Genomic DNA, 14,000 nt, shown 5'->3' on the forward strand with positions numbered 1-14,000 from the left:
CTCGTTGATGAATCCAGCTAGACGATGGGGTGTAAGCACCGAAAGGCGAGACTTTTTAGTCATCATACCCCAAGTGAATGGCATTTACATTCATGTATGTATGCGTGTAGTCTTGGCCATCATTGATCTCGATCAAACAAGGTAAAATACCAATGGTATCCACGACAGGGAATGAGCGCCGGGGCCTTGTGGCCGTGGCGTTGGCGGGTGTTCTGTTGATGGGCTGCGGCAGCGATGACGCCGGCCAACAGCAGGCGAAAAGCGCTTCCCCTCCGCCCACGAAGGCTCAGGTCATGGAAATGACCAAGCGCGATATCACGCTCGAGAAGTCCTATCCCGCCATGTTGCGTAGCGATCACGATGTCACCGTGGTGGCGCGGGTAAGTGGGATGTTGGAGGAGCGCCACTTCGAGCCTGGCGAGCAGGTAGAGAAAGGCCAGAGTCTTTACACGATTGAGCCAGAAGTCTATGAGGCCATCGTGCGACAACGTGAGGCGGACCTGGCGAGTGCCAAGGCCAATGCCGAGTTGGCACAAGCCAATGCGAATCGCTATCAGCGTTTGTTGAAGCAGAATTCGGTCAGTGTCCAGCAGCGCGATCAGGCGCTCGCTGACCTGAAGGTCGCGCGTGCCAATGTTGCGCAAGCCCAGGCGGCTTTGGATAGCGCACGTATCGATCTCGACTACACGGATGTTGAAGCGCCGACATCGGGCATGATCAGTCTGAGCGAAGTAAACCTTGGCAATCTCGTCAACGATGGTACCGAGCTGGCGACGATTACGCCGCTTGATCCTCTCGAAGTGCGTTTTCAGCTTCCCCAGGAAGAAGCCTTCCAGCTTCGTCGTCAGCGACATGAAAATGGTCAGCAGACGGTAACGGCCAACCTGCAAATTCCTGGATTGCCGAAAGATAGCCTGACCGGACGCATCCAGTTTTTAGGTTCTCGTGTCGATGAGAACACTAGCACCGTCCAAGCCAATGCTTTTTTCGATAATCCCGATGGGTTTTATCTGCCCGGCCAGTTCGTGCGCGTCACGCTGGAAGGTTTGAAGCGCTATAACGTGTTCGCAGTACCCGAAATTGCCGTGACTCAGGGGTTAATGGGCCCTCAAGTCTATGTACTGGGCAAAGATAACAAGATACGCACACGTACCGTTCAGTTGGGTGATACCGCAGGGGCGTGGATGATCATCAAATCCGGCCTCGATTCAGGTGACCGTGTCCTGGTGAGTGATATTGGTAACCTTAGCCCGGGAGCGGCCGTCGATCCCCAGCCTTTTGATGGCGAAGCTGAGACAGTTCCCGGCACCAGTGGCGAGTCGCAGGCAGCTCAGAAACAGTCGAATGCCAAGTCTTCGTCCTCGACGAGCCAAGCCAAGCAGGCGAGCGGAGCCTGACGGATGAATATTTCCAATTTCTTCATCAAGCGACCGATCTTCGCCACGGTCATCTCGATCATCATCGCGCTGATCGGGATAATGGCGATGCGTGTCTTGCCCATCGAGCAATATCCCAGTGTGGTGCCACCGACGGTATCGGTACAGGCAACCTATCCTGGGGCCGATGCCGAGACGGTTTCTAAGACCGTTGCTGCGCCGCTCGCCGAGGCGATCAATGGTGTCGAGAACATGATCTACATGACCTCGACCAGTGCCGATAATGGCTCGATGCAGATGAACGTTTCATTCGAGATCGGTACCGATGGCGATATCAATACCATCAATGTCAATAATCGCGTTCAGCAGGCGTTGTCCCAGTTGCCCGAGTCGGTGCAGTCGCAGGGCGTTACGGTCGAGCTTAGCTCGAGCAGTATCCTGATGTTGGTGGCGTTGACTTCGCCGAGTGGTGAGTACGGCAGCATTTTCATGCAGAACTATGCCACGCTCAACATTCTCAATGAGCTGCGCCAGGTGCCGGGCGTGGGGTCGGCCGAGGTGCTGGGCGGTGGCGAATTCGCCATGCGTATCTGGCTTCAGCCGGGTAAATTGGCGCAATACGATATCACCACCGCCGAGGTCACGAGCGCCATTCGCGCACAGAATACCGCGACCCCGGCGGGCGCCTTGTCGCAGGCGCCCCAAGATGATCCGCGTGCCTATACCTATACGGTGACGGCACCGGGTCGGCTTTCTACGGCGGATGAGTTTCGCAATATCATCCTGCGCACCAACGCCGACGGCTCGACGTTGCGCCTGAGTGATGTGGCACGTGTCGAACTAGGGGCATCCTCCTATTCGATCAATGCCAACATGAACGGCAATACGATGACGCCGATCATGATCAATCAGCAGCCGGGCGCCAATGCGCTGGAAACCGCCGAGGCCGTCAAAAGCAAGATGGACGAGCTGTCCAAGCGTTTCCCGCCGGGGCTCAAATACGAAGTGCCCTATGACACGACATTGTTCATCAGTGCTTCGGTAGATTCGGTATTCCATACGTTTATCGAAGCCTTGTTGATCGTGGCGGTCATCGTGTTCATCTTCCTGCAGAACTGGCGCACCACGATCATCGCCATGTCGGTGGTGCCGGTCTCGGTGGTGGGGACCTTCGCCGGACTGTACATGTTCGGTTTCTCGATCAACCTGCTATCGCTGTTCGCCATGGTATTGGCGATCGGTATCGTGGTCGATGACGCGATATTGGTAGTGGAAAACGTCGAGCGATTATTGGAGGAAGACCCCAATATATCCATACGCAAGGCGGCCATTACGGCCATGAAGGAAGTCAGTGGCCCTGTTATTGCGACCTCGTTCATCATGGCGGCGGTATTCATTCCCGTAGCATTCTTGGGCGGGTTTACCGGGCAGATCTATCAGCAGTTCGCGTTGACGATCGCGATTTCCGTAGCGATCTCGGCAGTCGTGGCGTTGACCTTTACGCCGGCGATGAGTGCGCTTTTCGTCAAGCACAAGTCAGAGATAGGCACTTCCAAGCTCGCGCGTGCTGTCTCGACGCCCTTTCGGTTGTTCGATCGCTTCTTCGATTGGGTGACGCGGGGTTACATGGCGGTCGTGCGTTTGCTGGTAAAGGCCTGGGTACTGACGCTGGTGTTGACGGCGCTAATCATTGGTTCTTCTTACTGGCTGTACCAAAGCAATCCGTCGACATTGGTGCCGGAAACGGACCAAGGGATTGCCATTGCCAGTGTGAATTTGCCTGCGGGAGCTTCTCTGGCGCGCACGACGGCCTTCATGGACAAATTGAGCAACAAGATCGAGCAGGATCCGGCAGTGGCGTATTCCACGGCGGTCGCGGGCTACGACATGCTGACCAGTGCGGTCAATACGTCGAAGGGCGTGATGTTCATCACCATGAAACCATGGGGCGAGCGTCAGGAAACCGTCACGGAGATGATCGCCAAGATCAACCGGATCGCTGCCGGGCTAGAGGGCGGTACCGCCATGGCTTTCAATATGCCGCCGATCATCGGGCTATCGACCACCGGCGGCTTCACTGCCTATCTGCAATCCTACGGCGGAGCCGATTCCAAGGAACTGATGCAGGCGGCGGGCAAGATCATGCAAGCCGCCAACCAGCGCCCGGAACTGGCCCGTGTGTTTACGACGTTCAGTGCCTCTACACCCGTGTATCGCGCTCAAGTGAATAGAGAGAAGGTACTTAGCTACGGCGTGTCTCTCAGCGATCTCAATACGACGCTGTCGAATACGCTGGGTAGTGGTTTCGTGAACTATTTCACGTATCAGAACCGTAACTTCCAAGTTTACATGCAAAACGAGGACGAATATCGCCAGACACCCGATGATCTTGATCAAATCTTCGTGCGTGGCGGCGATGGTCAACGCATCCCGATCTCCGAGTTCGTGACCCTGGAGCGGCAATCGGCGGCATCGGTGGTAACGCGTTACGGTGTGTACCCGTCGGCACAATTTCAGGGCCAGCCTGCGCCGGGCTATAGCTCGGGCCAGGCGATTGCCGCGATGCAAGAAGTGGTGCAGCAACAGCTCGGCAACGAGTGGGGCATGGGCTGGACGGGTACTTCCTTCCAGGAAGTCAATGCCGGCAATGCCGCGTTGATTGCCATTACCTTCGGTATTTTGATGGTCTTCCTGATCCTCGCGGCGCAGTACGAAAGCTGGGCGCTGCCGCTGGCGGTCATCACTGCAGTGCCATTCGCCTTTATCGGGTCCATTGGCGGGATCGTGCTGCGTGGGTTGGATACCAGTGTCTATGTCCAGGTAGGTATGCTGGTGGTGGTCGGGTTGGCGGCCAAGAATGCCATCCTGATCGTCGAGTTCGCCGAGTTGCAGCGGCGCGAACTCGGCAAGTCGATCAGAGAGGCCGCGATCACCGCTTCCGAGCTGCGTTTCCGGCCGATCGTGATGACCTCGCTGGCGTTCATCTTCGGCACCTTGCCACTAGCCATCGCGAGTGGCGCCAACGATACCAATAGCCATCACATCGGTACCACGGTGGCGATGGGCATGGTCTCGGTGGCCGTGTTGGCGAGCTTCTTCGTGCCGGCGTTCTACACGATGATCGCCAATGTGCAGGAGTGGCTGCAGCGCAAGCGGGGTGTATCCTCCCATCACGAGGATGACGACGAGGCGTCGGCGGCGTCCGCACCACCGGCCAGCCGCCACTGATCGCCGATTGAATCGTATTATGGCCAGGGCCTCGCGCCCTGGCTTTTTTTATGCGCTTGGTTGAGGTCTGTCGGTTGGTTGCAACGTTCGGTTAGGGCACTCTGTGACGATGGAAAGACAAGGCGAGGTGAGCATGACGAACAGAGCGGCGCATTGGGGCCGATGGCTCGTACTCTTATGTGCGCTACTGGTGTTTTCCGGCGCGGCGTGGGGGCAAAGTGCATCGCCGCTGGCGGCATTGTCCGGGGGTGGCAGTAGCCCAGGTGAGCAAGGAACGACGCCATCGAAAGAGCAGGCACGTGAATCGCTGGATAGTGTTATCGCGCTGCTCGAGGATCAAGGGCGTCGAGAGGCCTTGCTCACGCAGCTACGTGAATTGCGGGCCTCGTTGGAAGTCGCCGGTGCTGATGCGAAGCCCGAGTCACCGCGTGGATTGCTGGGTGCCATCGCCGACTCGCTGACCTCGCTGAGTGACTCCGGCGAGGTCATGACTCCGCTCGAGTATTGGCAGCACTTGGGTGAGCGGGCAGGCGATACCCTGATGCAACGCGTCGCATCGCTGGAGTCGCTGCTGCACCTCATCGGCGACTTCGCCTGGGTGCTGGGGTTGTGGGGTGGTAGCGCGGCGCTGATGGTGGTTGGCGGGCGTCGTTTAGCCAAGCGCATGGACATGCAGCTCACGCTCAGCGCTGAACCGAGCACCTGGATGCTGGTGCGTCACATGCTGCGGCGCCTGCTCCCTTGGGGGCTCGCTTTCGGGATAACCCTAGGCGTCGTGCATGGCATGACGACGTCCACGTTGGGGATGACGCTGGCGATGGTGATCGCTTATATCACTCTGTGCGGTATTTTGTTCACCGCCGTCTGCGAAGTCGTCTTTTCGTTGTTCGCCAATGGCCATCGTCGTGTCGCCCTGCGTATTCTGCATCGCCGCGCCGCTCGATGGCTGTTCATCATTGGCGCGCTGGTCGCGTTGGGCGATGCCGCGAATTCTGCGGAACTGCGCTCGGCTCTGGGGGCATCATTGGCTGAGATGATATCGATGCTGGCCAACGTCACGGCGGCCTTGTTGACAGGGGCATTCGCGATCCGTTTCAAGCGTCCCATCAAGCATCTGATCCGCAATCGGCCCTATCGTTACCGGCGTGATAAGCGTGCCAGCAGTGAGTTGATTCGAGTGATCGGTACATTGTGGCATGTGCCGGTCCTGTTCATGGTCGTGGTTTCGCTTATTGCCATCTTGACCTCCGAGGGGGATTCGCGCAGCGCCTTTGCCAAGGCCATCGTGACCGCCGGCTTGCTGGTGGTGACCCTGATCGTCAATGGCTTGATTCATCGTCATGCCGAACAGCCTTCCAAGCAGCGTCGACAATCGCAGTATCAACGCCGCCTGGTGCGCTTTGGCTATACCTTGGCGCATCTGATCAGTTGGCTGGCTTTCGCCGAGTTGGCGATGCGCGTCTGGGGGTTGTCGTTGCTGGCTTTTGGCGGGGACGAGGGGATCAGTCAGCGTATCGGGCAATCGCTGATCAGCATCGGCATGACGTTGTTGCTGGCATGGTTGATATGGATCCTTGTCGATACCGCGATCGAGCGCGCGTTACTGTCTTCGAAACGGGGGCGTGGCGCGCGGGCGCAGAGTACGCGGGCTCAGAGCACGCGTGCGCAGACCATTACCCCGCTGATTCGCAAGGTGGTCTTCGCCACTATCGTGATCATCGCGGTTATCGTCGCGTTGGCCAATCTGGGGGTCAACGTCACGCCCTTGCTGGCCGGTGCCGGGGTGATCGGTCTGGCGGTGGGCTTCGGCGCTCAGACGCTGGTACAGGACCTGATTACGGGGCTGTTCATCCTGATCGAGGATTCGTTGGCCATCGACGATTTCGTCGACCTGAGTGGGCACACAGGAACGGTCGAGGGGTTGAGTCTGCGCACCGTGCGCTTGCGTGACCTGGATGGCATCGTGCATACGCTCCCCTATAGCCAGATCAAGGGAATCCAGAATTTTTCACGGGAATTCGGTGTCGCCCTGATGCGCATTCGCGTGGCGCATCACATGAAGATCGATGAAGCGATCGCCATCGTACGTGAAGTAGCCGAGGAGCTGCGCCGCGATCCAATGATGCGGCATTACATCTGGTCGCCGCTGGAACTCCAGGGGGTCGAAAGTTTCGATGCCGGTGCGGCGATTCTGCGCATGCGCATGCGTACGGCACCGATCATGCAGTGGGACGTGGCGCGGGCCTTCAACCTTCGGCTCAAAAGGCGTTTCGATGAGCTGGGTGTGGAGCTCGCCATGCCGCGCATGAGCGTGAGTCTCGAGCAGGCAACTGGTGAGGCCGCGAATTTGCCGACTGCGACCGGGCGTGCCACGACAGCCAGTGGTGATGCCAGCGATGCGCCATCCGATACGAACTGATGGCGCCTGTGGAGATGGTTATCTAGCAATAAGGGGATGACTCATGTCATGGCGTTGCCGTTAAAGGTATGCAAAAAGCGGCCGATGCTCATAGGATGCTCGCACACCACGCGGCGATCACCTATAACGAACAACCCGCAAGCCAGGAGCTGGCATGGCATCATCGCGTTTTACGCCTTTCGAGCGCTTGTTGCTCAGCAGCCGTAACGAGGCCGATACGGCCGCGTTGTTGTTACTGGCCTGGCTGGCGATGAGCGATGGTCAAGGTACGTTGAGCGACCGCAAGCGCGCCTTGCTCGATGAGCTCACCGGGGACTTTCGTCATGACCATGGCTATCAGTTGATCGTCGATCTGGCGAGTGCACCGGATTTCGTGGCCTTGCAGCTCGCAGCGGAAGTGCTGCAGCGCTATTATCGTGGGCCGCGCCGAGAAACCTTTCTTCGCCAGGCGATTCATGTGGCAACCCACGAAGGGGCATTGGCGGCTGGCCAGCATCATGTACTGCGTTTTCTGGCTGACCTGTTGAGCGTAGCGCCTGAGAGATTCGAGGTCTTGTTTCGGGATGTCGCCGGTTACCCGCTGGCGGTGCCCGAGGATCCTAGTGCCGCGCATTACTGGCGGGCTCGCGAGAGTGCCGATCATCGGCATTCTTCCCGACAAGATCATGACGGTGCGCGTGGCGCACATTCGCGAGAACGCACGACCGGGGAGGAGGGCAATGCGCAAGGCTCGCGAGAGCATCACCGGCAGGAGCGGCGCTATCGTCAGAGTGAGCATGCCAAGGAAGAGCGTGAAGAAACTCGGCGACGTCGCTGGCGTTGGCGGCGTGAGGACACCGGGCAGCGTGAGCAGACGAATGACGGTCAGCATTCAGGCGAGGAAAAGCGGCACCGCGAGGGCTTCTCTCATGAGGGCTTTTCCCACGAAGGTGCACATGCCAAGGGGCATGCTGCGGGTAATGAAAAGGCCCAGCGGGCATTGGCTGTGCTGGGGTTGATGGAAAACGCACAGAAGAGCGATATCAAGCGCGCTTATCGGCGTCTAGCTCAAAAATACCATCCCGATCGCTATCATGCGCAGAGTCAGGAGGCGATGGTCACGGCCTCGCTGCGCTTTCAGCGAATCAAGAACGCCTATGATTATTTGATGCGCCAACATGCGTGATCTTTATCGACGATTGGATATCCACGTCTCGGCGAGTGACGCGGACATCGCACGGGCCATTGCGCGTTGCGAGAATCAAGCCGTCAAGACGGATGCCGAAGACGTCCTGCGCGTCGAGTCCCGCAAGCGTGAATACGACCAACTCTATGGCACTTTGACGGGCATCGGGCTGCTGCGCGCACGCATGGGGTTGAGTCATGCGCCGTATTGGAACGGTAGCGTGGCCAATGACTTCTCGATCAGCGCCGATGATGAGTACGCCCGCTACGCTGAGCTAAAGGTCAAGGTGGCGCGTGCCGTACGCGTCCACGATACCTGGCAGCAAGTGCGCAGGATGATGCTATGGAGCGGCGGAATTTCGCTGGTCACGGGCGCTGGCGTGGCGTTGCTGGTGTTTGCGCCGGATCTTTTCTGACTGCATGCCATGGTGTCGTTGAGCGCCCCCGTGCTACCCCCTACAATCGTATGAGCGTCTGCTCAGTCAAGAGGCTTAATGTGCGACATGGCTGCGGCAATTGGTCGCTTCTATTTCGCCTGATTTTGCTTCAGAATGCCGCCCCGTCGGTACTCCCTGCCTGCTGCTCGTGTTCGACCGGGTGGCGGTCCCTTGGCAGACAGGCTAGGAGCGAGATGGCGTAAGCGGGTGTGCTCGTTCATGGCGGAGATATACGTCATTGCCTAGCATGCGCGTTACGCCCAATTTTCAGAGTGCACCACACTCGTGACATTGGCAGCCAGGAAACCGGTGGTTGGTCGAGATGCATGCCATGGGGCGTTTCCAAGTGGTCAGCAAGGAAAGTAGCTGACCTTTTGGACACGCTCCAAGTCGCTGATGTTCCGTTGGCGAATGTGTCGTTCCATTTTGACCGTCGGGCCTAAGGGTCGCCAACGGAGGAAAGCATTCAATGAGCAAGCGCTGCAACGTCTTCCCATGCTTGAGTGAGGCCATGCAATGAGAATGAAGAAGAACCTGGGATGGCTCGGTATCCTGCCCTTGATCGCAGTGCTGCTTAGTGGCTGCGGCTCGGCGCTGATGGATCCCAAGGGTCAGATCGGGGTGGAACAGAAATCGCTGATCATTACTGCCTTCTGGCTGATGATGATCGTGGTGATCCCCGTCCTCATCATGACGGTGGTTTTCGCTTGGAAATATCGGCATAGCAATCATGCCGCCAAGTACATGCCGGACTGGGCGCACTCCAACAAGATCGAAGTCTTCGTGTGGCTCATACCCTGCGTAATCATCCTGTTTCTGGGGATCATTACCTGGAAAACGTCACATTCGCTGGATCCGAACAAGCCAATCGAATCCGACGCCGAGACCATGGAAGTACAGGTCGTCTCCTTGGATTGGAAGTGGCTGTTCATCTACCCCGAACAAGGCATCGCAACGGTCAACGAAGTGGCCATGCCGGTCGATGTGCCGGTGCATTTCAAAGTGACCTCGGCATCGGTGATGAACTCGTTCTTCATTCCTACCCTGGGCAGTCAGATCTATGCCATGGCGGGCATGGATAACGACGTTTATCTAGTCGCCAATGAAGCAGGCGTCTACGCCGGCAAATCTTCCAATTATAGTGGCGAGGGCTTCTCGGAGATGACCTTCGATGCACGCGCCATGTCGCAGGATGATTTCGATGCCTGGGTCGACAAGGTGGGGCAGTCATCCGAAACGCTCTCTTACGATGGGAGCTACCAAGAGTTGGCGGAACCGTCCACGGACCATCCTGTGGAATATTTCTCCGACGTAACGTCAGGCCTGTACCGCGACATCATCGAGAGTTTTAAAGACGGTAGCGGTGAAGGTGGACAAGATGGTTATGGCGAGTCGTCCATGAGCGCAGAGGCAGCGGAGTAAGATTATGTTCGGAAAACTCACCCTTGAGGATATCCCTTACGATGTGCCCATCCTTGTTGCGACGGCTATTGTCGTACTGCTGGGGGGCTTGGTCGTCGTCGGGGCTCTGACGTATTTCAAGAAGTGGAAGTGGTTATGGACGGAGTGGTTGACCTCCGTCGACCACAAGAAGCTGGGTATCATGTATTTCCTCGTGGCATTGGTCATGCTGCTGCGCGGTTTCGCCGACGCCATCATGATGCGTACCCAGCAGGCCTTGGCCGCCGGGGGCTCCGAGGGCTATCTACCGCCTGAGCATTACGATCAGATCTTTACCGCGCATGGTGTGATCATGATCTTCTTCGTGGCCATGCCCATGGTTATCGGCCTGATGAACCTGGTCGTGCCACTGCAGATCGGCGCGCGTGACGTCGCCTTCCCGTTCATGAACAACCTGAGTTTCTGGCTGTTCATCGCGGGTGTGGCACTGACCATGGTATCGCTGTTTATCGGTGAATACGGCAAGACGGGCTGGTTGGCCTATGCGCCATTGTCGGGGATCAAGTACAGTCCTGGAGTCGGGGTTGATTACTGGATATGGGGACTGCAGATATCGGGGATCGGGACCACTCTGACCGGTATCAACTTCTTCGTCACCATCCTGAGGATGCGCACCAAAGGCATGACGTTGTTCCGCATGCCGATCTTCACCTGGACGTCGTTGTGCGCCAATGTACTGATCATTCTATCGTTCCCGATTCTGACCGCGACCATCGCGCTGCTGACACTCGATCGTTACCTGGGGATGCACTTCTTCACGAACGATATGGGCGGCAACATGATGATGTACGTCAACCTCATCTGGGCCTGGGGCCATCCTGAGGTGTACATTCTCATCCTGCCGGCGTTCGGGGTGTTCTCCGAGGTCATCGCGACCTTCGCCAAGAAGCGCTTGTTCGGCTACAACACCATGGTCTGGGCGACTGTGGCTATAGCCTTCCTGTCATTCACGGTATGGTTGCACCACTTCTTCACCATGGGTGCCGGTGCCGATGTCAACGCGTTCTTCGGGATCGCGACGATGATCATCGCCATTCCGACCGGGGTGAAGATCTTCAACTGGTTGTTCACCATGTATCGCGGTCGGCTGGAGTTCACGTCGCCGGTTCTGTGGACACTGGGCTTTATCATCACCTTCACCATCGGTGGCATGACCGGGGTGATGTTGGCAGTGCCCGGCGCTAACTTCGTGCTGCATAACAGTCTGTTCGTCATCGCTCACTTCCATAACGTCATCATCGGCGGTGTGGTGTTCGGTATGCTCGCGGGTCTGACCTACTGGTTCCCGAAGGCCTTCGGCTTTACGCTTGACGAAAAGTGGGGCAAGCGTTCCTTCTGGTGCTGGATTATCGGCTTTTACCTCGCCTTCATGCCGCTCTATATCTTGAGCTTTTACGGTGCGGTGCGCCGCATGCAGTCCTACGCCAATGCCGATTGGCAGCCGCTGATGATCGTGGCATGGTTCGGTGCCGTCCTCATCCTGTGCGGTATCGCCTGCACCGTGATTCAGTTCATCGTGAGCATTCGCGATCGTGAGAAGAATGCCGACATCACGGGCGATCCGTGGGATGCACGGACGCTAGAGTGGTCGACGTCTTCTCCTGCACCGTTCTACAACTTCGCGCATCTGCCCAACGTCGGCTCCATCGATGCCTTCTGGGAAGCGAAGAAAGAGAAAGGCATGGCAGCGGACAAACCGACCCAGTACGAAGACATTCACATGCCGAAGAACACCGTGGCGGGACCGATTATCGGTCTGATCAGCATCGTGTTCGGGTTCGCGCTAGTCTGGCATATCTGGTGGCTGGCCGGTGTAAGTGCCATCGGCATGTTCGTAGCCTTCATGTTTCGTGTCTTCAATGACGATATCGACTATTACGTCCCTGCGGCGGAAGTCGAGCGTATCGAACGCGAGCACCATAAACGGCTGGAGATGCAGGCGTAATCATGACGACGCAAACTGTTAATCAACATGACGCTCATGCCCATGACGGGCATGAGCACCACGATGCCAGTGGCATGAAGGTATTCGGCTTCTGGATCTACCTGATGAGTGACCTGGTCATCTTCGGGAGCCTTTTTGCCACTTATGCCGTGCTAATGAATGGCACGGCGGGCGGCCCCTCCGGGGCCGATATCTTCGAGCTCCCGCTGATTTTGATCAGTACTTTCCTGCTGCTATTCAGTAGTTTTACCTATGGCATGGCTGTACTGGCCATGCATGCCGATCGTTTGGCGCAGGTGAAAGGATGGCTGGGCATCACCTTCTTGCTGGGTGCCGGCTTCATCGGGTTGGAAATCTATGAATTTTATCATCTGATTGCCGAAGGCTTCGGACCGGATCGTAGTGCTTTCCTATCCTCCTTCTTCACCCTGGTCGGCATGCACGGTCTTCACGTGGCCTTCGGCCTGATCTGGATGCTGGTGATGATCGTCCAGCTTTACACGAAGGGTCTTAACGACAAGACGCGGCCGCGTATCATGTGCCTCAGTCTGTTCTGGCACTTCCTGGATATCGTGTGGATCTGTGTCTTCACCTTCGTCTATCTGATGGGAGTTCTGTAATGAGCGACACACATGCTTCCCACGACAGTGGCAACCACGGCAGCGTCAAGACCTATGTAATCGGCCTGATTCTATCGATCATACTGACGCTCGTGGCCTTCGGCGTGGTCATGCTGGGTGGCTTCGGTACCACGGCGACAATCGTCACAATCATCTTTATGGCCGTTTTGCAGATCTTGGTCCAGTTGATCCTGTTCATGCATCTTGAATTGAAAACGCAAGAGGGACGTGAATCGGGAGGATTCTTCTTCTTCACTGCGGTAATTCTGGGGCTAATCATTGGAGGGTCTATATGGATCATGCACAACCTGCGCCTCAACTTGATGTGATCGCCAGGTGATGTACAAGGCCTACCTGTCGCTGACCAAGCCGGGGATCATCTTCGGCAACCTGATCTCCGTGGCCGGGGGCTTCTTCCTGGCCTCGCAGGGCAGCGTGGACGTCATGCTCCTGCTGGCCACGGTGGTGGGGATCGCGCTGGTGATCGCTTCCGGCTGTGCGTTCAATAACTATATCGATCGCGATATCGACCGGCTGATGCAGCGCACCCAGGATCGGGTGCTGGTCCAGGGCCTGGTGTCGCCCCGGGCGACGCTGGTGTTCGCCACGCTGCTGGGGGTGGCCGGCTTCGGCGTGCTGTACGTCGGCACCACGCCCACCGCCCTGTTGTTCGCGGCGATCGGCTTCGCCATCTACGTGGGCGCTTATAGTCTCTACCTGAAGCGCCACTCCGAGTACGGCACGCTGATCGGCAGCCTGTCGGGTGCGGCGCCGCCGGTGGTTGGCTATTGTGCGGTCAGCGGTCAGTTCGATCTCGGTGCGCTGACGCTGCTGTTGATCTTCTGCTTGTGGCAGATGCCGCACTCCTACGCGATCGCCATCTTCCGCTTCAAGGACTATCGCGCCGCTTCGATTCCGGTGCTGCCGGTGATCCGGGGCGTGAAGACCGCCAAGCACTATATCGTTGGCTATATTGTCGCGTTTCTCGTCGCAACGCTATTGCTCAGCTTCGCCGGCTATGCCGGTTATGGCTACTTTATCGTCGCCGCAGCGATGGGTGGCTACTGGCTATACATGGCGTTGACTGGTTTCCGCACGACTAATGACGAGGCGTGGGCAAAGAAGGTCTTCATCTTCTCGATCTTTACCATTACCGCCTTGAGCGTGATGATGGCGATCGATTTTCAGCTACCCGGTCCGCCGGTGCTGTGGACCTCGTTACGCTGACTTCGTTGCGCTACGAAGCGCCAGCCTATGGCAAGATGCTGCCATCGAATCAAGCCACACGCTCGCGTGTGGCTTTTTTGGTTCACTGCACTTTGCTAGCGGCCCGACGCCCAGCTCGGTGTT

General features: G+C 57.5%; 10 protein-coding genes. All 10 read left to right on the forward strand.

Annotated features, from left to right (window positions below; translation table 11 throughout):
* The first annotated feature begins 122 nt into the window (after window positions 1–122).
* The 10 genes from RVY79_RS09905 (at window position 123) to cyoE (ending at window position 13,877) form a co-directional block, all read left to right on the forward strand.
* Window positions 123–1,397 carry an efflux RND transporter periplasmic adaptor subunit gene (locus tag RVY79_RS09905; RefSeq protein ID WP_411161721.1) on the forward strand — a complete coding sequence of 425 codons (1,275 nt, stop codon included), beginning with the start codon at window positions 123–125 and terminating at the stop codon, window positions 1,395–1,397.
* Window positions 1,398–1,400: 3 nt separating this feature from the next.
* Window positions 1,401–4,604: a multidrug efflux RND transporter permease subunit gene (locus RVY79_RS09910; protein WP_317463976.1), complete on the forward strand. Its 3,204-nt coding sequence runs from the start codon at window positions 1,401–1,403 to the stop codon at window positions 4,602–4,604.
* A gap of 133 nt (window positions 4,605–4,737) precedes the next feature.
* Window positions 4,738–7,023 (forward strand): mechanosensitive ion channel family protein, encoded by a 2,286-nt coding sequence (locus RVY79_RS09915; RefSeq protein WP_317463977.1) that lies wholly within the window; start codon window positions 4,738–4,740, stop codon window positions 7,021–7,023.
* Window positions 7,024–7,177: 154 nt separating this feature from the next.
* Entirely contained in the window at window positions 7,178–8,188 is a 1,011-nt protein-coding gene (locus RVY79_RS09920) for a J domain-containing protein (RefSeq protein ID WP_317463978.1), read from the forward strand.
* Window positions 8,181–8,603, forward strand: coding sequence for a hypothetical protein (locus tag RVY79_RS09925; protein ID WP_246921622.1), 423 nt, complete (start codon window positions 8,181–8,183; stop codon window positions 8,601–8,603). The genes RVY79_RS09920 and RVY79_RS09925 overlap by 8 nt, the downstream gene beginning before the upstream one ends.
* A gap of 537 nt (window positions 8,604–9,140) precedes the next feature.
* On the forward strand, window positions 9,141–10,046 hold the full coding sequence (gene cyoA, locus RVY79_RS09930; protein ID WP_224113643.1) for a ubiquinol oxidase subunit II: 906 nt from the start codon (window positions 9,141–9,143) through the stop codon (window positions 10,044–10,046).
* Between the two features lie 4 nt (window positions 10,047–10,050).
* Window positions 10,051–12,030, forward strand: a complete 1,980-nt coding sequence (gene cyoB / locus RVY79_RS09935) for a cytochrome o ubiquinol oxidase subunit I (protein WP_035411125.1) — start codon at window positions 10,051–10,053, stop codon at window positions 12,028–12,030.
* Window positions 12,031–12,032: 2 nt separating this feature from the next.
* The gene (gene cyoC / locus RVY79_RS09940) at window positions 12,033–12,650 is read left to right on the forward strand and encodes a cytochrome o ubiquinol oxidase subunit III (RefSeq protein WP_035411122.1); all 618 of its coding nucleotides are present in this window, start codon (window positions 12,033–12,035) and stop codon (window positions 12,648–12,650) included.
* Entirely contained in the window at window positions 12,650–12,979 is a 330-nt protein-coding gene (gene cyoD, locus RVY79_RS09945) for a cytochrome o ubiquinol oxidase subunit IV (protein WP_035411119.1), read from the forward strand. Before cyoC ends, cyoD begins: the two co-directional genes overlap by 1 nt.
* A 10-nt stretch (window positions 12,980–12,989) precedes the next feature.
* Entirely contained in the window at window positions 12,990–13,877 is an 888-nt protein-coding gene (gene cyoE / locus RVY79_RS09950; RefSeq protein ID WP_246921625.1) for a heme o synthase, read from the forward strand.
* The last annotated feature ends 123 nt before the right edge of the window (window positions 13,878–14,000 follow it).

The sequence above is a fragment of the Chromohalobacter sp. HP20-39 genome (assembly GCF_033052815.1).
In the GTDB taxonomy this organism is placed as follows: domain Bacteria; phylum Pseudomonadota; class Gammaproteobacteria; order Pseudomonadales; family Halomonadaceae; genus Chromohalobacter.